Raw genomic sequence first — 21,067 nt, 5'->3', positions numbered from 1 at the left:
CTGGGGGTTCAGCCCACCACGGCGATCCCGTCCGGATCCGGCCGCAGCCGGACGGGATCGCCCGCCCGCACGTCCGCCCCGGCCGGGGCGACCGCGTCCACAGTGGACTCTCCGCACCGGACGACCAGCCGCAGATGCTCCCGCCGGTGCACCGCCGCGGTCACCTCGCCCAGCACCCCGTCGTCGGCCGCTTTCAGGCCGTGCGGGCGGAATCCCAGGCGAACCGGACCATCGTCCACTGCCAGCTCGACGGCGCCCAGCTCAGTCCGCACCACGCCGCCGGCCGCGGTGCCGTCCAGGAACGTGGTGACGCCGAGGAAGCGGGCCACGTCGTCGTCCACCGGCTTGTTCCACACCGACCGGACCGCGCCCTCCTGCCGGATTTCCCCGGCGTCGAGCACCGCGACGCGATCGGCGAGCGTGAAGGCTTCCTCTTGGTCGTGCGTCACCAGCAGCGCGGTGATTTTGCTGCGCCGCAACAGATCCGCCAGGTCGATCGCCAGCTGCTCGCGCAGTCCAGCGTCCAACCCGGACAGTGGCTCGTCCAGCAGCAGCAACCGCGGTTCGGGAGCCAGCGCGCGAGCCAACGCGACGCGCTGCGCCTGCCCGCCGGACAGTTCGGTCACGCGTCGCCGCTCGTAACCTTCCAGCCCGACCAGCTTCAGCAGTTCCTTGACGCGCGCCGCGTGCCGTTCGCGAGGCACCCCGTGCATCCGCAGGCCGAACGCGATGTTCGCGGCGACATCGCGGTGCGGAAAGAGCTGTCCGTCCTGGAACACCAGCCCGAATTCGCGCTTGTGCACCGGCACCGCGGCGAGATCGGCACCGTCCCACGACACCGACCCGGACGACACCGGCTCCAGTCCGGTGATCGCGCGCAGCAGCGTCGACTTGCCCGACCCGGACGGGCCCAGCAACGCGAGCACCTCGCCGTCGGCGATGTCCAGCTTCGCGTCGCGGACCGCGGCGAACACTCCATAGTGGACAGTCAGGTCCCGTACCGTCAGCGCCATCAGAACTCCCCGACCGTGCTGGCGCCGCGGACCGAGCCGAACCGGTCGATCAGCGCCACCGCCACCACAGTCACCACCATGAGCAGGGCGCACGAGGCGTACGCCATCTGGTTGTTCAGCTCGCCCGGCCGGCTGATCAGCGTGGCGACGGCCACCGGGAGCGTCGGCGCGTCCGGCCGGGCGAGGAAGCTGGTCGCGCCGAACTCGCCGAGCGCGACGACGTACCCGAAGCCCGCCGCGGCCACCACGGACCGCGCGACCAGCGGGAAGTCGATCTCCCGCCACACCCGCGCCGGGCTCGCGCCGAGCGTCGCGGCGGCCTGGCGCAACCGGATGTCGACCGCACGCAGCACCGGCAAGATCATCCGCACCACCAGCGGCATGATCACGAGCGCTTGGGCGAAGGGCACGAGCAACGGCGACGTGCGCAGGTCGCCGGGCAGCGCGTCGAGCGTCACGAGGTAACCGAAGCCGACGGTCACCGCGGAGACGCCCAACGGCAGCATCAACGCGACGTCCATGGTCTCGCCCATCCCGCGCGCGAGCCCGCCCGGCGAACGGCGAAGCGCGACCAGCACGACGCTCGCGACCAGGCCGACGGCCATCGCCAGCAACGTCGCATCCGTGGCCGCGGCGAGGGAATTCTGCGCCGCGATCCAGCCGGACACCTGCAGCGCGCCGTTCTGCCCGACGGTATTCAGCGCCCGATACCCAGCGAGACTCCACCCGTCCGAACCGGACACCGATTCGACGAGCAGCGACACGATCGGCGTGAGCAGCAGACCGAGCACCGTCACGGCGGCACCGACCGTCCACCACTCCCCGCCCCGCGGCCGACGCGCGGTGACCTGCGCGGACCGCAACTTCACCGCGTTCTCCCGCTTCCGGCGCGCCATCGCCCCGAGAACCAGCGCGGCGACGACGGCGGCGAACTGGATCAACGACAACGCGGCCGCACCGGAGAGGTCCAGCAGGTCGACCGTCCGGAGGTAAATCTCGGTTTCCAGCGTCCGGTAGCTGCCGCCGCCGAGGATCAGCACCACGCCGAAACTGGTGGCGCAGAACAGAAACACCACCGCGGCGGCGGACGCGACAGCCGGGCCGAGCGCGGGCAGCGTGACCGAGCGAAACGCCCGCCACGGCGACGCTCCGAGCGCCCGCGCGGCCTCGGTCGCTCGCGGATCGAGGTGCGCCCACAGCCCGGCGACCGTGCGCGCGACGACCGCGACGTTGAAGAACGCGTTGGCCAGCACGAGGGGCAGCACGCCGCCGTCCGGCCAGAGCGCCCGGAACGCCAGTCCGACGACGACCGTCGGCAGCACGAACGGGACCAGCACGATCGTGCGCGCCAAGCCGACGCCCGGCAGCCGGACCCGCGCCAGGAGGTACGCCACCGGCAGCCCGGCGAGCACCGCGACGACGGTCGACGCGGCCGCGCTGGCCAGCGTGAACCCGGCGAGCCGCCACGTCCGCGGGTCGCCGAGCACGGTGTCGACGCCGCCCGCGGAGAACCCCCGGCCGACGATCGCGACGACCGGCCAGGCGAAGAACACCACCAGGAACGCGACCGGCAGCAGGCCGAGCAGCGTGAGCCCGATGGTGCGCGCGGGGATCACGCGCCCATGAGCGAGCGCCATTCCCCGATCCACTTCTCCCGGCCGGCCTGCACCTTGTCCGCGGGCATGGTGGCCGGAGCCTGCGGCAGCGGAGCCGCGGTGGCCCAGCCGGCGGGCAGTTCGACGCCCTGGCGCGCCGGGTAGACGTACATGTTCGCCGCGACCGTCGTCTGGAACTGCTGCGACAACAGGAAGTCGACGACCTTCTGCGCCTGCGGGACCTGCTTGCCGTTGGTGAGCACGCCCGCGTACTCGACCTGGCGGAAGCAGGTGTCGAGCAGCGCCTTGGTGCGCGGCTTGCCGTCCTCGCCGACCTCCGCGGCCGGCGACGAGGCGTAGGACACGACGATCGGCCGCGGGCCCTTGCCCGACGAGCCGGAGAAGTCCTTGGTGTAGGCCTCCTCCCAGCCGCTGACGGTCTTGAGGCCGTTGTCCTTCAGCTTCTGCCAGTAGCCCTTCCAGCCGTCCTCGCCGTACTTCGCGACCGTGCCGAGCAGGAAGGCCAGCCCCGGCGACGCGGTGGCCGGGCTCTCCGCGACGGTCAGGTCCTTGTACTTGGGATCGGCGAGGTCGTCGTAGCTCTTCGGCTCCGGGAGGCCCTTGCTCGCGAAGTAGGCCGGGTCGATGTTCACGCAGACGTCGCCGAGGTCGACCGCGGCCAGCCGGTGCTGCGGGTCGACGGAGTAACGCTGCGGGCCGCGGTCGGCCTCCGGGCTGGTGTAGGGCTGGAAGACGCCCTCGCTGAGCGCGCGCGAGGCGAAGGTGTTGTCGACCCCGTACGCGACGTCGCCGATCGGGTTGCCCTTGGTGAGCACGAGCTTGTTGGTGAGCGCGCCGGCGTCGCCGGACTTGAGGATCTTGAGCTTGATCCCGGACTGGCGCTGGAAGGCATCGAGCACGTCCTGCGGCGCGGCGAACGAATCGTGCGTGACCAGCGTGACGGTCGGCGTCTTCTGGTCCGAGCTCGCGGACGACCCGCCGGAGTCGCCGCCGGACAGCGAGCAAGCGCTGGCGAGCATCGAAACCCCGGCAAGGCCTGCCACCGTGCGGACGGTCCGCGACATCATTCTTCCCCTCCTGCACTGCGCCGGATGAGGGAGAGCGATACGGCCTCCCTACGCCGGCATGATCCGGATCCAGGTGCGAACGGTCGCGGGCTGTCGGACCCGCCTCTCAGCCCGGCGTACCGGACTCCCGTGGCAATGCCGCAGCGTAGCCGACACCATGGAGCGATGACGCAACTATTGAACGACTCGGCAGTGGAGCAGGCCCTCGGCACCGTCCCGGAGTGGCAGCGCGACGCGGCGACCATCGTGCGCACCGCCGAACTCCCGTCCTTCCCGGCGGCGATCGAAGTGGTGGACCGGGTGGCCGAACTCGCCGAGGAAGCCGGCCACCACCCCGACATCGACATCCGCTGGCGCACCCTCACGTTCCGCCTCAGCACCCACTCCCTCGGCGGGCTGACCGAAGCCGACTTCGCGCTGGCCCGCCGGATCGACGAGGTGCTGGCGGCCCGCTGACCAGGTGTGATGTCGGCAACCCTGGCACCATGAGCGGCCCCTTCGCGCGTCTTCCGGACAGACGACGAGAAGGAGGTCAGCATGGTTCAGGCAGTCGTGGTGGGAATGGGTTCGTTCGCCCTGATGGTGGCCGCCGCGGGCGGCGTGCTGTGGCACACCGCGCGCACTCGGCGTGACCTTGATCACAGGCGGTAACAGTGAGCTAGATCAAGGCGCTATCCCAGCGGAATCGTCGGCACTCGCCCCGCTAGGACCCGCCATGAACAGCACATCCGCCCAGCTCACCGCCGCGCAGCGCACGTGGGTCGCGGTGTTCTCGACCGCCGTCGTGCTCCTGTCGATGGTGGTGCTCGGCCTCCTCGGCTGAGCGCTGCCCGCGTGAGTCAGGTCACCGGACCCGCGGGCGGCAAAGCCGGGACCCGCTGATGCCGCTGAGCGTGCTCGACCCAGCCCGGCGGCAGCCACTGCCCGGTGACGAGCTGCGGATGCCGCGGGTGCATGGCGTTCGCCCACGTCACGAAGAGCAGTTCGGCCCATTCCGACTGGATCAGCCAGGAGACTGGGCCGTTTTTGCTGTCCCCCGTCACGTGCGCGACCGCCGGGGCGACCATTGTCGCGCCGGTGATCGAGTTCCAGCTCCACGCGAGCACGCGCGGCGTATAGAGGTGGAAGCCGTGCGGGCTCAGGTAGATGCCGCCCTGCTCGATCGGCACCCAGCGCGGCACCGCGGCCGCGGCCGCCGCCTGCCGTGCCCGCGATCGTGCGATAGCCCCGCCCACCAGCGACCCGGCCACGAGCCCGGCGCCGACCGCCCCCGTTCCGAACACGAACGGCGTCGACACGCTCCAGCTTCCGTCCCCGAGCGCCCGGTAGTCCGAAACCACGACTGATCCGGCAGCCCAGAACCGTTCGCCAGCCACGTTCCGGCCGGGAAACGGCGCGAGCACTTCCTCGACCTGGCTGAGGTCGGCGTCGCCCGCCAGCAAGGCCGCCAGGTGGCAGGTGTAACTCAGCACGTCGTCGCGATAGGTCCAGGGCGGCGCTGTCGGGGACGGCTGCTTTTTGGCCATTCGAACCCCCTCGCTGAATGCGGGGATGATCGTAGCGAAGGTCCAGTCGGCTATTCAGCCGGGGAATTGTTGTGCCGCAAGGAATATTCCGCCGCTGGCCTAGGCGATCCGGAACCGCTCTCGGTATTCACTCGGCGTCGTCTTCAACGTCCTCCGAAAAGACCGGTTAAGCGTCGAAACAGTGCCGAATCCGCAGTTCCTGGCAATTCTCGACAGAGTTTCCTCAGTCGTCTCCAGCCGATGCCTCGCCGCCTCGACCCGCGCGTGCTCGACGTAGGCGGCGGGCGTCATCCCCAGCTCCGCCTTGAACACCCGGGTGAGCTGCCGGTCCGTCACGTGCGCTTGCGCGGCGAGGTCGGACACCGTCAGCGGATCCGCCAGATGAGCCGCGATGTACTGCCGCAACTCGTCGACCCGCCGAGTCGCGGACGCGGGTTCCAGCGACACGCTGAACTGGCTCTGCCCGCCCGGCCGGCGCAAGAACATCACCAGCTGCCGAGCCACCCGCGAGGCCAGTTCCGGCCCGAAATCGTCGGCGACCAGGGCCAGCGCGAGGTCGAGGCACGCGCTCAGCCCGGCGCCCGTCCACACGGAACCGTCACGGATGAAGATCGGGTCCGCGTCGACGGTCACCTCCGGATGCTCCGCGGCGAGCTGCCGGGCGGTCGACCAGTGCGTCGTGGCGCGTTTGCCGTCGAGCAGTCCCGCCGCCGCGAGGATGTGCGCACCGACGCAGACTGAGGTCACGCGGCGCGTCCGCGCAGCCAGCCGACGGACCTCCTCGACCACCGCCGCGTCGCACCGCGCGACGATCTCCCCGTTCTCCCCCGTCGTGACCGCCCCCGGCACGATCAGCGTGTCGATCGCCTTCCCAGACAGCTCCGCGAACGTCACGTCCGGCAAGACCCGCACGCCAGCCGAGGTGGTGACCGGCTCGAGCGTCTCGGCCGCGAGCACCACCCGGTAGCCGGTCGGCCGGTCCATTTCCCGCTGCAGCAAGGAAAACACCTCAGCGGGCCCGGTCACGTCGAGCAGGTCGATCCGGTCGAACAGGACGACGACCAGCAGCCTCTCCATCCGCACCCCCCTCATGTCGGTTTTTGCGCTTTGCATGTCATTGCCGACATCCCGGTGCCGAGTCTAGCGTCGATCGTGCGGAACGAAAACGAGAGGAAACCCCACCATGGCAAGGAAAACGCTGCGGGAGCTGAACGGCCTCGACCAGACCCCGGCAACGCTGGCCGACGCGACGCTAATCCTGGTCGACTACCAGAACACCTACACCCGCGGCGTCATGGAACTGGAAGGCTGGCGCCCGGCCCTGACCGCGGCCCGGCAGTTGCTCGCCAAGGCCCGCGCCGCCGGAGCGAACGTGATCCACGTCGTCAACGACGGCGGCGAAGGAACGCCGTACGACATCCGAGCCGAGATCGGCAGCATCCACCCGGACGTCGCCCCACTCGAGGGCGAACCGGTTGTCGTCAAGGGCGCACCGAATGCCTTCGTGAACACCGACCTGGGCGCCCGGGTCGACGCGGCCGGGCACAAGAACGTGGTGATCGCCGGGTTCATGACGAACATGTGCGTCACGTTCACCACGGAGGGCGCGTTCCTGCGCGGCAACCACCCCACCGTCGTCGCAGACGCCTGCGCCACGCGGCCGTTGCCGGGTCCGGCTGGGGAGGTTAGCGCTGAGCAGCTGCACTCCAGCGCGTTGGCGACGATTGGAGATCTGTACGGCGTGGTGGTTTCGAGCGTCGCCGAGCTGGACTGAGTCTTTGGCGTCCGGCCTCGGTGGGCCCGTGTCCTGCTGAGGCCGGTTCGTCAGTTATCGATTAACCCGGCGACGACCTCCCGCACGATCCCGTCGGCTCACGGGGTGCCGTAGAAGTAGACCGACCCGTTTGCCCCGAAGGTATTCGTCGAGCACGTCCTCGAGTTCCCCCGCGACCGGCAAGGAAGGGGTGAAGAGCACGGGCATAGCCGGAGCATACGAACCGGGACCGACAATTTCGTGCCCGCAGCCTTGTCCGGCAGCGAACCCGCCTCAGACGTTGAAGCGGAACTCCACCGCTTCCGAGATGAGGCAACGTCTCACCACCGTGGATACGAACCGGCCGCTATCCTTCGAGCGCGGCGACGAGCAGCTCCCCGACCAGCCGAACGTCGTCGATCTCGATCTCACCGCTTTCCGGGACTGCCTGAATCTTTCGCAGAGAGCGTTCTGCTGTCTGGTCAAACCATCGTCTCGCGTGAAGCAGCGCATCAGCGCGCAACTGAGAATCGGCGATCTCAAGTTGGTCTCGGGAAAGAGGACCGCATTCGCGGTCGAGCGTGATGCGAACGATGTCAAGAAGATCGGTGCCCTCTTTCGCCGATCCGCGATTCATGATCGACTGCAGCTTCATCGCGATGATCGGGCCGGGTTCAGCCACCAGCACCGTCAGCGGCTTGAGCCCGGCCGCGTCCAGTTCGAGCGCGGAGGCGGTCGATGCCGCCCAAGCATGAGACTGGACGTGCAAACGATCGGTCGGGTCGGCAGGAAGATCTTCGATCTCGGCGTCTGTGACCTCCAAGACGTCGACCTGCACCTCGCCGTGCGGCGTATCAATCAGAACGCCGGACGGGCCGCTCCGGGTAGCCCCAGTCTCCACGAGCAGTTCGAGCTGCGAGCGCTCGTGCGCCGCCCGGTGGTCAACGGTATCGAGGTCAACCGTTGCCCGATAAGGCGAAGAGAGCCTGCACATGACCGCAAGGCCACCCACGAGAACGACCTGCCGCCCCGTCCTCTCAGCAACGACGGGTATCGCACTCACGAGCCGAGTCATGGAACTGCCGGCGAGAACGACCCTTCGAGTCTCACCAGACACGGTGCCAAGGTTTCTCTGGCGTCCACATGTCCAGGATCTCCCGGCCACGCCCGGGGTCCTGCGCGAGATCGAGCGCCACGAACAGCGGGTTGGCCAATGGCCACGGCTCCTCGGCCCATGCCGTCGCGTCAACGCGCCGGGCGCAGGCAAGAGGCGTCGGGGCAACCCGGATGCTTGCCGCCCTTTCGGATGGTGCCGTTGCGGTCCCCAGCAAGCGAGCGGCGCGACGCAGCACGCTTTGATCAGGAACGTAAAAGTCCAGCGGGTGATCGGCCCGCACCGACAGCGGAGCATCGTAGTGAACCGCCGCCATCGTGTCGGTCAGCGCCCATCCGACAGTCGACTCGACGTCGTCGAAACCTAAATTCAATACCGAGTTTTCTCGACCCCCGCCTGGCCGTGGAACGCTCGCAACATCCACGCTGACCGGTTTCCAATGCTCAGCGAGCTCCCAAAACAACTCCGGCACGACGGGCTCGCGATGCTCGGTGACCAGCCCAGCTGCGCGCAACGAAGCAAAGGTTTCCGAGACCGAGCTAGCTGCCCGTCCCAGTTCGGTCGCCGTTTCGCGAATCCCCCGTCGCACTGTCGGATCAAGCAGCAGCAGCGTCGCGACCTCGATACCGACCCGCCCATTCAGCCCTTGCCGAACTGGCCTTGGTTCCGACAAAGCCGGCATGTCCACGTCAATGAACAGTCCAGGCCCGGTCAGCCTCAAATGGCCGCGCAGATCCAGCCAGCTCCACCCTGCTCGATCGAGTTCGTCTCGTCCATCTGCCGTAATTCGGTCCGCGACAACTAGCGGCACAGCCTCAGCAGCGACGCTGCCCGACCATCGGCGGAGCTGGCTCGACGCACTGCTGGAAGTAACCAACGAGGCTGCTTTGACTTCGACAGCGACCGTCTTGCCGCCCGGCACCTCGACGCAGAGGTCCCCCGTCGAGTCTCTACCAGCCCCAGGCTCCAGATGAGCCGAAAGCCCCCGAGAGCGCAACGCGGCGACGAGAGCATCGACGGCATCGCGCTCCTTCAGATGTGCTCTCACAACCAAATGATGGAGGTTGTTCGGCGTTCGGTCAATACCGAACACCGAACAACCCGCAGAGTCCAGCGACCGCCTCCACAGGAACTCGCTCAGCGCGCCTGCCGTCAGACGTTGAAGCGGAACTCCACGACGTCGCCGTCCGCCATCACGTAGTCCTTGCCCTCCATGCGGACCTTGCCCGCCGAGCGCGCGGCGGCCATCGAGCCTGCCTCGACCAGGTCCTCGAACGACACGACCTCGGCCTTGATGAAGCCGCGTTCGAAGTCCGTGTGGATGACGCCGGCGGCCTGCGGGGCGGTCGCGCCCTGCGGGATCGTCCAGGCGCGGGATTCCTTCGGGCCGGCCGTCAGGTACGTCTGCAGGCCGAGGGTGTGGAAACCGGCGCGGGCGAGCGCGTGCAGGCCCGGTTCCAGCTGGCCGACGGATTCCAGCAGCTCGCGGACGGACTCCTCGTCGTCCAGCTCCAGCAGTTCGGCCTCGACCTTCGCGTCCAGGAACACCGCGTCCGCCGGGGCGACGAGCTTCGCCAGCTCCTCGCGGCGCGCCTCGTCGGTGAGCACGGCCTCGTCGGCGTTGAAGACGTACAGGAACGGCTTCGTAGTGAGCAGGCTCAGCTCGCGCAGCGCCTCGCCGTCGATGTCCTTCTGCGCCTGGAACAGCGTGCGCCCGGAGTCGAGGATTTCCTTGGCCTTCTGGGCGTTTTCGAGCGCCGGCCGCGCTTCCTTCTTGGTGCGCGCCTCTTTCTCCAGCCGCGGGAGCGCCTTCTCGAGCGTCTGCAGGTCGGCGAGGATCAGCTCGGTGTTGATCGTCTCGATGTCGGACATCGGGTCGATCCGGCCGTCGACGTGCACCACGTCCGGGTCGTCGAACACGCGGATGACCTGGCAGATCGCGTTGGCCTCGCGGATGTTCGCGAGGAACTTGTTGCCGAGCCCGGCGCCCTCGGACGCGCCCTTCACGATGCCCGCGATGTCCACAAAGGACACCACGGCGGGCACGGTCTTCTCCGACGAGAAGATCTCGGCCAGCTTGTCCAGCCGCGGGTCCGGCAGCGGCACGACGCCGACGTTGGGCTCGATCGTGGCGAACGGGTAGTTCGCGGCGAGCACGTCGTTGCGCGTCAGCGCGTTGAACAGGGTGGACTTGCCGACGTTGGGCAGGCCGACGATACCGAGGGTGAGACTCACGACCGGTAAGTCTACGTGCCGCGCGAAGACCCCCGCCGACCCGGTCACGTCGTGTCGGTTTTCCGCCAGTCAGGGCTCTCACCTGCTGGCATCATCGACGGCATGGCTACCTCGACCATCCCGATCTGGCGCGACACGGAGCGCTGCTACCGCGCCGTGACCGCCCGCGACCAGCGGTTCGACGGCCAGTTCATCATGGCGGTGCGCACCACGGGCATCTACTGCCGCCCGTCCTGTCCGGCGCTCACGCCGAAGGCGCAGAACGTCCGCTTCTACCCCACCTCGGCCGCCGCGCAGGCCGGTGGTTTCCGCGCGTGCCGCCGCTGCCTGCCGGACGCGGTCCCGGGCTCGCCGGATTGGAACCTGCGCGCCGACCTGGCCGCCCGCGCGATGCGGCTGATCTCGGACGGCCTGGTCGAGCGCGAAGGCGTGCCCGGCCTGGCCCGTCGGCTGGGGTACTCGGAACGCCAGCTCGGACGCGTGTTGACGGCCGAACTGGGCGCGGGCCCGATCCGGCTTGCCCGCGCCCACCGCGCCCACTCGGCCCGGTTGCTGATCGAGATGTCGCAGCTGCCGCTCACGGACGTCGCATTCGCCGCCGGGTTCTCGAGCATCCGGCAGTTCAACGAGACGATCCGCGAGGTGTTCGCGACGACGCCGTCGCAGCTCCGCGCAGCCTCGCTGCGCCGCGGAAACCGCAACGAACCCAGCGGCGCGACGCGGCTCAGCCTTCGCCTGCCGTTCCGGGCCCCGTTCGACGCCGCGGGCGTGCTGAACTACCACGCCTCCCGGGCGTTGCCCGGCATCGAAACCGTCTCGGAGGACGGCTACGGCCGCACCTTGCGGTTGCCCCACGGCCCGGGTTCGGTGTGGGTCAGCCCGCGCACTGGCTATGTGCAGTGCGACCTGGCCCTTGCCGACCTGCGCGACCTGAGCAGCGCCGTCAGCCGGGTACGTCGGTTGTTGGACCTGGACGCCGATCCGGAAGCCGTCTCGCGCGTGCTCTCCGCCGACGAGGCGCTGGCCCCGCTGGTCGCCGCCGTTCCCGGCATCCGGGTACCGGGCGCGGTCGACGGCCCAGAGGTCCTGCTCCGCGCCCTGCTAGGCGAGGACGCGGTCGATGTCGTTGGCCTCGGCGACCCAGTCCCGCCCGCCGACCCGCCCATGGACACCCTGACCACTCTCTTCCCGACCCCGTCCGCCATCGCCGAGGCCGACGTGAAGCCGCTGGTCAGAAAGGTCGCCGCAGCGATCGCCGCCGGTGAATTGGACCTGCACGTGGGCCGGGACGCCGACGAGCTCCGCACCGAAATGCTCGCGGCCGGTGTCGATCCCGGCACCGCCGACTACGTCGTGATGCGCCTGCTCGGCGCCCCCGACGTCCTCTTGACCGCCGACCCAGCCGTCCGCCGAGGCGCGGCCGAGCTGGGCCTCGACCTGGCGACGTCCGCGCGCGACTGGCAGCCGTGGAGTTCGTACGCCAGCCGCTATCTCAGTTCCCTGACCGCTTGAGGAGACTTCCCCCGTGCACACCGCCTTCTGGTCCACTGTGGACACCAAAATCGGCCCGTTCACCGCGGTAGTGGCAGGCGACGGCGCCGTACTGGCCTCCGGCTGGACGGGCGACGTCGCCGAACTGACGCCGCTCATCTCGCCCTCCCTGGCCCCGGCGAGCTTGACCGAACGCCGCGACCTGGGCCCAGTGACGACCGCGATCCGCCGCTACCACGGCGGCGACCTGGATGCCGTCGCCGACATCGAGGTACGGCAACGCTCCGGCCCGTTCCGCGAGCACGCGTGGGAGATGCTGCGCAAAGTGCCCGCAGGAAGCCCAGTGAGCTACGCGGAGTACGCCGCCCTCTCCGGCAACCCGTCGGCAGTCCGAGCCGCCGCGACCGCCTGCGCCCGCAACGCGGCAGCACTGTTCGTGCCGTGCCACCGGGTCGTCCGGACCGGCGGAGCGATCGGCAACTTCCGCTGGGGCGTGGACGCGAAGCGGTGGCTCCTGCACCACGAAGAGTCCGCCTGACGACTCGCCTCGGCACCGGTCGGTGGTCCGGCGACGAGCGCGGTGGAGGTGACGACGCCGCGCGTGGCGGAACTGACTGGCCGGTCACGTGACGGCCGTCTGTTCCGCCGCGCTCGCTCGGCTCGCCATCGCGACGGCGGGCCGCCGCTGCGCACTCATCAGCGCAACGGCTGTCCGCTGCCGACAGGCTCGACTCCCAACCACAACGGCCGCGCGTCACCGCCCGACGGTCAGCCTCCGTCTCGGCACCGCCACTCGCCGGTGCAAGGTCCGCTCGCCGTTAAGCCAACTGGCTCGCCCCACCACCGACGGCGCTCAGCGCACCACCGGCACGACCGCCCACCACCGACGATGCTCGACCCACCACCGGCACGGCCACCCACCACCGACAGCACCCGGCTCGCCCCGGCGGCAGCGGCCACCCACCACCGCCGACGCTCGGCCTGGCCACCAGCATGGCCACACGCCAACAGCGCTCGACCCACTACCGGCACGGCCCGCTCACCACCGCCGACGCTCAGCCAACAACCGGCACGGCCGCCCACCATTAACGACGCTCAGCCCACCACCAGCACGGCTACCCGCCAACGTCACGCGGCCCGCCATCGGTACGGCCCGCCCACCGCTGACGATGCTCGGCCCGCCATCGGCACGGCCCGACGTCCAGCTCACCACCGCAGCAGCACGAGGTGGTCCTCTTGATCGAGAACCACGCGCCCGACGTGGTCGATGACCGCCGTGCCGACCAGCCGCGCCGCCAAGTGCCGCTCCTCGCTGCAACGACCGTCCGCCACCGACAGCACCCGGCTCGTCCCGACCGCCGTGGCCGTCCGCTTCGACGCTCAGCCCACTCATCGGCCGACCACACCCGGGCCAACCACACCCGGCGAACCCTGCCGCGCGTCTCAACGCGACTGTCGAGCCCCAGCCAACCCAGCGGCGGCTCAGCGCAGGAACCCGAGCATGTCGCTCGGCGCAGGTTCGTCCTGCTCTCGTCAGGCCATCTGCAACTCCACTCTCGACCCGGTGCGGGACTTCCGCACCCGCAGCCGCGTGGGGATGCGCTGGCGGAGTTCCTCGACGTGCGACACCAGGCCCACCACGCGGCCGCCGGCGCGGAGTTCGTCGAGGATGTTCATCACCACGTCCAGCGTTTCGGCGTCCAGGGTGCCGAAACCCTCGTCCACGAAGAGGGTGTCGAGCAGCGCACCGCCGGTTTCGCCCGCCACCACGTCGGCCAGGCCCAGCGCGAGCGACAACGACGCGAGGAACGACTCGCCGCCCGACAGCGTCTTCGCTGGGCGCACCGTGCCGGAGTAGTCGTCCAGCACGTCGAGGCCGAGGCCGCCCCGCGTGCCGCGCGCGCCGGCCGCGTCCGAGTGCACGAACGAGTAGCGGCCCTGACTCATGGTCCGCAGCCGCGCGGTCGCGGCGAGCGCGACCTCTTCCAGCCGAGCCGCCAGGACATACGAGCGCAATGACATCTTCCGCGCGTTCTGCCCCCGCCCGTTGACCACTTCGGACAGTGCCCGGAGTTCGGCGTATTCCTCTTCCAACGGCCGCAGCTCCGAAAGCGCCGTGCTCAACCGTCCGGCGAGTTTCACCAATTCGCGGTGTTGCGCCGAAACCGCTTGCTGCGCGGCGAAAGCGGCCTCCGCCCGAGCCCGTGTCTCCTTCGCCCGCTCGGCCAGCGGCGCGACGTCGACCACGTCGTCGGGCGAGATCCCGAACAGTTCCGGCTGTGCGAGCATCTGCCGCGCACCAGCGGCCGTCGCCTCCGCCTCGGCGAGGCCCTGTTCGAGCTTCGTGATCTGCTCGTCGGTCCGGACCGCGGCACGCATTTCCTCGAGGGTCGAGAACCCCTTGGCATGCAACGATATCTCCACCAGATCCCGTTGCTCGGCGAGCCGTGCCTCCGCCCCGGACACCGCGGCGTGCGCTTCCGCCGCCAAGTCGAGCGCGCCGGCGAACGTGAGCAAATGCTGCCGTCGGGCGGGAACGTCCGGGAATTCTCCCCTGCCCGTGACCAGCCGCTGCTCGCGCTCGGCCATCCGCGCGTCCAACGCCCGGATCTCGCTGTTCGCCTCGGCTACTGTCCGCTCGGCGAGAAGCCGCTGTTCGGCCAGCTTCTCCGCGCCGCGCTCCAGTTCGGCGACCTTCGCGTTCAACTGATCCTTGCGCTGCGCCTTTCCGGATAGTTCCGCGACAACCGCACGGGCTTCGGTCAGCGCAGTCGCGATCTCCTCCGCATTGCGGCCATCCAACCGTTCGCGCAACGAGACCACCCGCGCCTTGGCCTCTTCCAGCGCGGACACCACTCGCTGACGCATCGCCGACGCCTTCTGCTCGGCTTCTTCGGCAGCGCGCTCCTCGGCCGCGTCGACCAGCGGCGCGTCATGGTTCGCCGGTGCCGGATGCTCGGCCGACCCGCACACCGGACACGCCGCGCCCTCGACCAAGCCAGCAGCCAACTCCGCTGCCATGCCGTCAAGACGCCGTTCACGAAGGTCGAGCCGACGTTGCCGAGCCGCCTGGTGCTCGTCAACCACTTCGCGCAGTTTCGCTTCACCACGCGCGACCCTGGCTTCAGCTGGCGGCAACTCCTCGGCCGCACGAGTGAGCGCCGTCAGCTCGTCTACCCGGGATTTCGCCCCGTCCAGCTTCGCCGCCGCTTCTCCGGCCACCGTCGCCTCGGTACGCGCGACGGCAATCAGACCGGGCAACTCGGCCAGCCGCTCCGCGAGCCCAGCAACCTGCTCGGCGGCCTTCTCCGCGACCTTCTGCTGTTCCGCACGGCGTTGTTCGTCGCTCTTCTGCTGGTTGGCTTCCGCGGCCAGCTCGGCGAGCGCGCCCGCTTCCTCGCGGACGGAGCCGGCACGCTCGCGAAGATCGGCGACGGCGAGGCCGACCGCGTCGAAACCGAGGTCGGCGAGGTCTCGGATCCGGTCCGCCACCAGCACCTGCGCATCACCGAGTTCGGCCGTGCGCCGGTCCATCAGCTCAGCCTCGGGAACCACCGCGGCAGCGCGCCGAGCCGCCGCGATCTCTTCCGTCCACTCAGCCCTTTCCGCCGCCTGTTCGGTGATCTGCGTCAGCCGGGTGTGCGCGGTGCGGACCCGGCGGATCTTGTCCGCGTCCTCCTCCGCCTCGCGCCACGCGACCTCAGCGGACTTCGCCGCCGAACGTGCTTGCGCCGCCTCGGTTTCCGCCGCCTCGGCCCGGGCCGCGATTTCGGCGAGGACAGCCTCGACCCACTCCGGCTGGCCTTGCTCCGGCGGTTCCTGCTGCGCTTCCTGGGCGTAGCGGGCGAGCAGTTCGCGGACTTCCTGCTGTCGCTTTTCCAGCGCCCGGCCGCGTTCCGCGCGAAGGTCCGCGAACCAACGTTCGACGTCGGAAAACCGCTCGGTGCCGAAAAGCCGCTCCAGCAGCTTCTCGCGCTCCGTGGTGTCGCTGCGGAGGAACTTCGCGAACTCTCCCTGCGGCAACAGCACCACCTGGAAGAACTGCGGTGCCGTCATGCCCAGCAACCGCTCGACGGTGCGCGCCACCTCGTCGATGCGGATGCTCCCGTCCGGCGGCAGCCCGGCGGGCGGTTCGCCGACCCAGGTGAGCGAAACCCGGGCCTGCTGTGTGGTGAATCCGTCGCCGCGCTTCTTCGGCCGCTGGTATTCCGGGCTGCGCACGATCCGCAGCCGCTGACCCTGCACGGTCAGCTCGAGCACGACCTCGGTCCGCCGATCCGGCTCGGCGAGATCGCACCGCAACCGCTTGACGTCGCCGCGCGCGCCCGGCACCACGCCGAACAACGCGAACGCGATCGCGTCGAGCAGCGTGGTTTTGCCAGCGCCGGTGTCGCCGTGGAGAAGGAAAAGACCGTCGGTGCCAAGGGCATCGAAGTCCACCACCTCCCGCCCCGCGTAGGGGCCGAAGGCTTCCACCTCCAGCAGGTGCAGTCTCACAGCTTCTCCACCGCCGCCCGGTTCGCCGCTTCGAGCGCCAGGTGCACGAGCCGCTCCTCGCGTTCGGTCGGTGGTGCCCCGCGGCAGTCGTCGAGGAAACTGCGCGCGATCTCGATGTCGCTGCGCCCGCGCACCGCCTCGGCGTACTTCAGTTCGGTGCCGGCGACCCCGCCGTCAGGCCGCCAATCCATGTGCACCGCATAGGGAAAACGGTCCTGCAACAACCGCATCGCGTCGATCGGACGCACTCGGTCCGTGACGGTGATCGAAAGGAAATGCTCGCGCCATTGCTCGTGTTCCGGGTCCTCGAGCAAAGCGGCCAGCTCGCCGGAAAGCGTCGCGAGCGGACGCGGTACCGGCAGCTCGTGCCGGCGGACCTCGGCCAGGCCGGCGGCGTCAAGGTCCACGAACCACACCGATTTCCGTTGCCGCGCCTCGGAAAACGAATACGCCAGCGGACTTCCGGAATACCGGAGGTGCTCCGCGAGCGTCTGCGGTCCGTGCAGGTGCCCGAGCGCGACGTAGTCCACGCCGTCGAACACCGAGCCGGGAACCTGCTCGACTCCGCCGACCGCGATGGTGCGTTCCGATTCGCTGGCCTCGCCGCCGGTGACGAAAGCGTGTGCCAGCACTACGGATCGGGTGCCCGGACGACCCGCCAAGTCGTCCCGCACTCGCCGCATCGCCTCGCCGAGCACGCCGGTGTGGCCGCGCGCCTCCGGCACGCCCAGCGCGTGCCGCGACGGCTCGGGTTCGAGATACGGAATGCCGTAGAACGCGACCGCGCCGTGTTCGTCGTGCAGCACAACGGGTTCCGCGATGCCTTCGACGGTCGCGCGGACGTGCAGCCCGCCAGCCGCCGCGAATTCGGCGAACGCGCCCAGCCGCGCGGCCGAATCGTGATTGCCCGGCGTGACCACGAGTTCCGCGCCGGCCCGGCGGATGCGGGTCATCGCGGCCGTGGCGACGCGGACAGCTTCGGCGGACGGCACCGCTCGGTCGTAGATGTCACCGGCCACCACCACGACGTCGACCGACTCGCGGTCGACGAGTTCGGCGATGTGCGTGAGGGCGGCCTCCTGTTCGGTAAGCAGATCGGCGCCGTGGAACGTGCGGCCGATGTGCCAATCAGAGGTATGGAGGACTCTCACGGCGACCACGTTAGGAGCAGACCCCGACGAAATCCCGGAGCCACGCCGAGACCCCACTCGAACGTGTGTACGAAGCCGATCAGGTCCACTGCGGACACGCCCAGCCCTGGATCTGGAAAGTCGCAGGTCAGCTACACAGCGCGACCAGCGGTGCCGGTTTTTGTCGGTGGGGTCCGCCATGATGTCTCGCGTCCGGACACCCGCCGGACCCGACGGAGAGGAGGACCGGGTGGAGACGGTGATCACCACCGCGGCCGTCGTGCTCGCGCTGCTCCTGTGCGTCGCGGTAGTCGCACTGTGGCGGCTCTACAACGACGGAATGCGCCGGGCCGACGCAGCAGCGCGGCTCGTGGCGGCGGAACGCGCGAAAGGCGACCAGCAGCAACTCGCGCTGCGCCGGTACGAGGTGGCGTTCGCGTCGATCCACGGCCGCGGCGAACTCGGCGAGCAGGTGCTCGTGGAAACCGCGCGCGCACTCGGACTGCGGGAGGGACTGCACTTCACCCTGCAGACCGATCTGGGCGGCGGCGGCAGTGCGAAGCCCGACCTGGTGCTGAACGTCGGCGGCGGCCGGGCGGTACCGGTCGACGCGAAGGCGAGCATGGCCATCTGGGCGGAGGCGGTCGAGACCGACGACCCGGAGGAACGGCTCGACGCGCTGCGCGTCCACGTCCGGCAGCTGCGCTCCCGCGCGGCGGAGCTGGCGGGCAAGGGCTACCAGCGCTGGGCGGACGCGATCTACGGCACCATCATGTTCGTCCCGTCAGACGCCGCCGTGGTCGCCGCCCTCGACACCGATCCCGAACTGCTGCGCTGGCTGATCGACCGCCGCGTCTTCCTGTGCGGCCCTACGGGATTCGGGGTGCTCGCGTCGGCAGCTCTGTTCGCCGCCAGCGACCGAGCACTCGTCGAGGACGTCGAGCAGGTGCGCGCGGGCGCCGCCGCCGCGCACCGGGCCGCGGGCAATGCGGTCGAAGCGCTGAACCTCTCCACCACGCACCTTCAGCGCTTCGTCTCAGCCCGCCGTAGGGAACTCGAGGCACTGGAGGCGTTCCGCGCAACGGTCGCGCCGCTCACCGACGCGTCGGGCAGTCCGGCTCCGGTGCCGCCGCTACGGAAGGGAGACGAGGTGACAGCTGGTTGAGGTCGCGGCGCGATGGCCGCGGGCTTGACGGTCGCGATCGGACGATCGACGGCATGCCCTCGCGAGGCGGGCACGGCAGTGCTGCTTGGGACGCCGGGATTCGCGGGGCTCGGGCTGACGCTTGAAGCCTGACGGTGTTGCTGGGCGAGGTCTTGGCTACCTGGTCTGGTTGCGCGACGTCTGCGCGGTTGGCGGCGTGTGCGTGGCGCCGCTGTTCGGCTGGGCGGCGGCCGGGCACGGATGCCGGTGGCACGGCCCTGTGCAGGCGCGGTCCGGCGGAACTAGCCCAGCGGCGCGATGTGGCGGCGCGAGCACGGCTAGGCGGCCTTGCGACGCTGGCCCCGGCGGCGCGGGTTGGCGCGGCGAGGCACGGCTGCGCGACCTGGATAGCGCTGGCCTCGGCGGCGCGCACTGTCACTGCGAGGTGCCCATAGCGCGGCTGGACGGCGTGAGCCTCGACGGTGCGATCTGTCGCGGCAAGGCACCGCAGCGCACCTGTGCAGCGCTGGCCTCGGCGGCGCGCACTGTCGCGGCAAGGCGCCCACAGCGCGGCTGGGCAGCGTGAGCCTGGACGCATGAGCTGTCGCGGCAAGGCACCGCAGCGAGTCTTGGATGGCGCGAGCCTCGGCGGCGCGAGTTCGCGCGGCCCGGCTGCGCCACCCTGGCGGGTCTGGTGACGTCCTCGACGGCACGTGCTAGCAGTCCGGGCCTCGGCGGCTGAGCGGGTTCGGCGTCGTCCGGCGGGATTGGCCGCATGCCCGGCTTGGCGTCCTGGCGCGATCCTGCTCGGGTGCCCCGGAGGTTGTGCGCGGTCTCGCTCGGGCGTGAGCGTTAGCGCGGCACCGGCGAGGCGGCGGGCGTCCAAGGTCACCGCAACACCGTCCCGGTGAGCGGTAACCCGCGCCCGGGCGTCGGCGAAGGCGGCACCCCGAGTCCACGCGCGGTCCGTCGAGGCCGTCGGCACTCGCGTGGCCGGGCGGTCAGGCGCGTGCTGACCCGGCGGACACCGGCGGGCGGACACCGGCGTCCGGATTGCCCGGAACCCACGGCGACGTCCAGGTTGGACACTGCCGCCGCGGCGATCGAAAGGGCAGGGTTCCGGCGTCGGGCGGGCAGGATCCGGGCGCTCAGGCGGTTCACGGGAACGTCAATTCCCGGTCAAGTTCCAGAACGGCGAATGTTCCGGAACGGGACCGGTGGTGCCGCCGTCGCGGTGGTCGGCTCGTGGCATAGCCTGGGGTCAGCGCGGGGCCCGGAATCGGGCAGGCAGACCATACCGTCGGTATCACCGCTGGTCAGAGGTCTGGTCCACTGATTCCCCGGCTGGCGGAGCGGGGCGGGAAGGCCGTACCGCGGGTACCGCTCGACCGGACGAAATGTCATGCGGTCGAGTGGCTGCTTCGTGCTGTCCTCGGCAGTGCCAACAAGATCGTGACAAGTACGGGCTACGGTGTGCCTCGTGACCGCGATACGCGATCGCCAGAGCGATCCTGATGCCGATGACGCCCCCGTGCCGTGGGACGAGCGTCTCGTCGTCGGCACGAGGCGCGGCTTGCCCTGGTGGGCGGCTGTGCTCGTGGGCTTCGGCTTGGCAGTGCTCGGCGCCATCATCGACGAGAAGTCCACCGGCAGCCTCGGTTTTGTTTTCAAGGCGGGCTACTTCCTCGGGGCCGTGATCGCGGTCGGCGCGGTGCAAAGACGCGGGCTGTTCGGTCCGATGGTGCAGCCGCCGCTCGTGCTCGCCGTCACCGTGCCGGGCGTCGTGCTGCTGACCGGCGGGGGTCCGGAAGCGAGCGACACTCTCTCGAAGCTGCTCAACATCGGCACGCCGCTGATCAAGGGCTTCCCGACGATGGCGGTCACCACCGGCGTCACCTTGCTGTTCGGCTTCTTCCGCATCTACCGCGAACGCGACCCGGACGCGCCGGTCAAGATCAAGGACGGCAAGGCTCCTCGGTCGCGGGACGAGGACGACGACAAAGCCGCCAGCCGTCCGCGTTCGCGGCCGCCGGCCTCCCGCACCGGCCAGACCGGGCAGACGCCGCTTCCGGGCAACCGGCGCCGTCCGCCGCGGGACCGGGATGTCGACGCTCCGCCGCCGCGCCGTCCGCGGCCGCCGGCCGACCCGGGTGCCCGTCCTCGGCGCGACCCGTTGGACCCGAACGCTCCGCGCGGTGGACGCAAGACGCCGCCGGAGGGGCGTCGGCCGCGGCCGCCGGAAGGCGATCCGCGCCGTCGGGACCCGCGTGGCGACACACCGCCGCCGCGGCGTCGGCCGCGCGGGGACGAACCGCCGCCTGGGCGTCCGCGTCCGCCTCGCCGGGAGCCGCCGCGCCGCCAGCGCCCTTGGGAAGACGAGGGCTGACCGGGGCATCGGCCGACACCGGCACAAGACAGCCGAAGGCCGACCGGGGCACCGCACGACCCCCGCCACAAGACAGACGAGGGCTGACCGGGGTA

Annotated in this window: 17 protein-coding genes and 1 riboswitch; of the genes, 6 read left to right on the top strand and 11 right to left on the bottom strand. The window is 70.2% G+C overall.

Annotated elements, in window-relative coordinates:
* Positions 1–8 precede the first annotated feature (8 nt).
* From F9C12_RS30375 to F9C12_RS30365, 3 genes are read right to left on the bottom strand one after another with little or no spacing between them, the layout of a single operon-like run.
* Complete coding sequence (locus F9C12_RS30375; protein WP_409462644.1) at positions 9–1,013, bottom strand: ABC transporter ATP-binding protein; 1,005 nt, start codon at positions 1,011–1,013, stop codon at positions 9–11.
* Positions 1,013–2,650, bottom strand: a complete 1,638-nt coding sequence (locus tag F9C12_RS30370; RefSeq protein WP_409462643.1) for an ABC transporter permease — start codon at positions 2,648–2,650, stop codon at positions 1,013–1,015. Before F9C12_RS30370 ends, F9C12_RS30375 begins: the two co-directional genes overlap by 1 nt.
* The gene (locus F9C12_RS30365) at positions 2,626–3,693 is read right to left on the bottom strand and encodes a thiamine ABC transporter substrate binding subunit (protein ID WP_409186895.1); all 1,068 of its coding nucleotides are present in this window, start codon (positions 3,691–3,693) and stop codon (positions 2,626–2,628) included. Before F9C12_RS30365 ends, F9C12_RS30370 begins: the two co-directional genes overlap by 25 nt.
* A 31-nt stretch (positions 3,694–3,724) precedes the next feature.
* Positions 3,725–3,837: riboswitch (TPP riboswitch) on the bottom strand.
* A 24-nt stretch (positions 3,838–3,861) separates the two neighbouring features.
* Between F9C12_RS30365 and F9C12_RS30360 the strand changes: the two genes are divergently transcribed.
* Positions 3,862–4,152, top strand: coding sequence for a 4a-hydroxytetrahydrobiopterin dehydratase (locus F9C12_RS30360; RefSeq protein WP_409462642.1), 291 nt, complete (start codon positions 3,862–3,864; stop codon positions 4,150–4,152).
* Between the two features lie 383 nt (positions 4,153–4,535).
* Here the strand turns inward: F9C12_RS30360 and F9C12_RS30355 are convergent, their stop codons facing one another.
* Positions 4,536–5,222: a hypothetical protein gene (locus tag F9C12_RS30355; protein ID WP_409462641.1), complete on the bottom strand. Its 687-nt coding sequence runs from the start codon at positions 5,220–5,222 to the stop codon at positions 4,536–4,538.
* Between the two features lie 99 nt (positions 5,223–5,321).
* Positions 5,322–6,299, bottom strand: a complete 978-nt coding sequence (locus F9C12_RS30350) for a GlxA family transcriptional regulator (RefSeq protein WP_409185178.1) — start codon at positions 6,297–6,299, stop codon at positions 5,322–5,324.
* Between the two features lie 106 nt (positions 6,300–6,405).
* Between F9C12_RS30350 and F9C12_RS30345 the strand changes: the two genes are divergently transcribed.
* Positions 6,406–6,996 carry a cysteine hydrolase family protein gene (locus tag F9C12_RS30345; protein ID WP_409462640.1) on the top strand — a complete coding sequence of 197 codons (591 nt, stop codon included), beginning with the start codon at positions 6,406–6,408 and terminating at the stop codon, positions 6,994–6,996.
* 346 nt (positions 6,997–7,342) lie between these two features.
* Here the strand turns inward: F9C12_RS30345 and F9C12_RS30340 are convergent, their stop codons facing one another.
* The 3 genes from F9C12_RS30340 to ychF form a co-directional block, all read right to left on the bottom strand.
* Positions 7,343–7,969, bottom strand: coding sequence for a hypothetical protein (locus F9C12_RS30340; protein ID WP_409462639.1), 627 nt, complete (start codon positions 7,967–7,969; stop codon positions 7,343–7,345).
* Positions 7,970–8,081: 112 nt separating this feature from the next.
* Positions 8,082–9,182, bottom strand: a complete 1,101-nt coding sequence (locus tag F9C12_RS30335; RefSeq protein WP_409462638.1) for a hypothetical protein — start codon at positions 9,180–9,182, stop codon at positions 8,082–8,084.
* A 59-nt stretch (positions 9,183–9,241) separates the two neighbouring features.
* On the bottom strand, positions 9,242–10,324 hold the full coding sequence (gene ychF, locus F9C12_RS30330; protein WP_009083095.1) for a redox-regulated ATPase YchF: 1,083 nt from the start codon (positions 10,322–10,324) through the stop codon (positions 9,242–9,244).
* A 102-nt stretch (positions 10,325–10,426) separates the two neighbouring features.
* Between ychF and F9C12_RS30325 the strand changes: the two genes are divergently transcribed.
* Positions 10,427–11,836 (top strand): DNA-3-methyladenine glycosylase 2 family protein, encoded by a 1,410-nt coding sequence (locus F9C12_RS30325; RefSeq protein ID WP_409462637.1) that lies wholly within the window; start codon positions 10,427–10,429, stop codon positions 11,834–11,836.
* A gap of 13 nt (positions 11,837–11,849) precedes the next feature.
* On the top strand, positions 11,850–12,353 hold the full coding sequence (locus F9C12_RS30320; protein WP_409462636.1) for a methylated-DNA--[protein]-cysteine S-methyltransferase: 504 nt from the start codon (positions 11,850–11,852) through the stop codon (positions 12,351–12,353).
* A gap of 668 nt (positions 12,354–13,021) precedes the next feature.
* Here F9C12_RS30320 and F9C12_RS30315 read toward each other — a convergent pair.
* The 3 genes from F9C12_RS30315 to F9C12_RS30305 form a co-directional block, all read right to left on the bottom strand.
* Complete coding sequence (locus F9C12_RS30315) at positions 13,022–13,147, bottom strand: hypothetical protein (RefSeq protein ID WP_409462635.1); 126 nt, start codon at positions 13,145–13,147, stop codon at positions 13,022–13,024.
* Positions 13,148–13,348: 201 nt separating this feature from the next.
* Positions 13,349–16,312: an AAA family ATPase gene (locus F9C12_RS30310; protein WP_409462634.1), complete on the bottom strand. Its 2,964-nt coding sequence runs from the start codon at positions 16,310–16,312 to the stop codon at positions 13,349–13,351.
* The gene (locus F9C12_RS30305) at positions 16,309–17,463 is read right to left on the bottom strand and encodes an exonuclease SbcCD subunit D (RefSeq protein ID WP_409462633.1); all 1,155 of its coding nucleotides are present in this window, start codon (positions 17,461–17,463) and stop codon (positions 16,309–16,311) included. Before F9C12_RS30305 ends, F9C12_RS30310 begins: the two co-directional genes overlap by 4 nt.
* A 229-nt stretch (positions 17,464–17,692) precedes the next feature.
* On the opposite strand from F9C12_RS30305, the gene rmuC reads away from it, so the two are divergent.
* Both rmuC and F9C12_RS30295 read left to right on the top strand, forming a co-directional pair.
* Entirely contained in the window at positions 17,693–18,607 is a 915-nt protein-coding gene (rmuC, locus tag F9C12_RS30300) for a DNA recombination protein RmuC (RefSeq protein ID WP_409185169.1), read from the top strand.
* 1,459 nt (positions 18,608–20,066) lie between these two features.
* Positions 20,067–20,972, top strand: coding sequence for a DUF6542 domain-containing protein (locus F9C12_RS30295; protein WP_409462632.1), 906 nt, complete (start codon positions 20,067–20,069; stop codon positions 20,970–20,972).
* The last annotated feature ends 95 nt before the right edge of the window (positions 20,973–21,067 follow it).

The sequence above is a fragment of the Amycolatopsis sp. GA6-003 genome (assembly GCF_046267895.1).
In the GTDB taxonomy this organism is placed as follows: domain Bacteria; phylum Actinomycetota; class Actinomycetes; order Mycobacteriales; family Pseudonocardiaceae; genus Amycolatopsis.
This window is presented reverse-complemented; position numbering and strand designations above follow the sequence as displayed.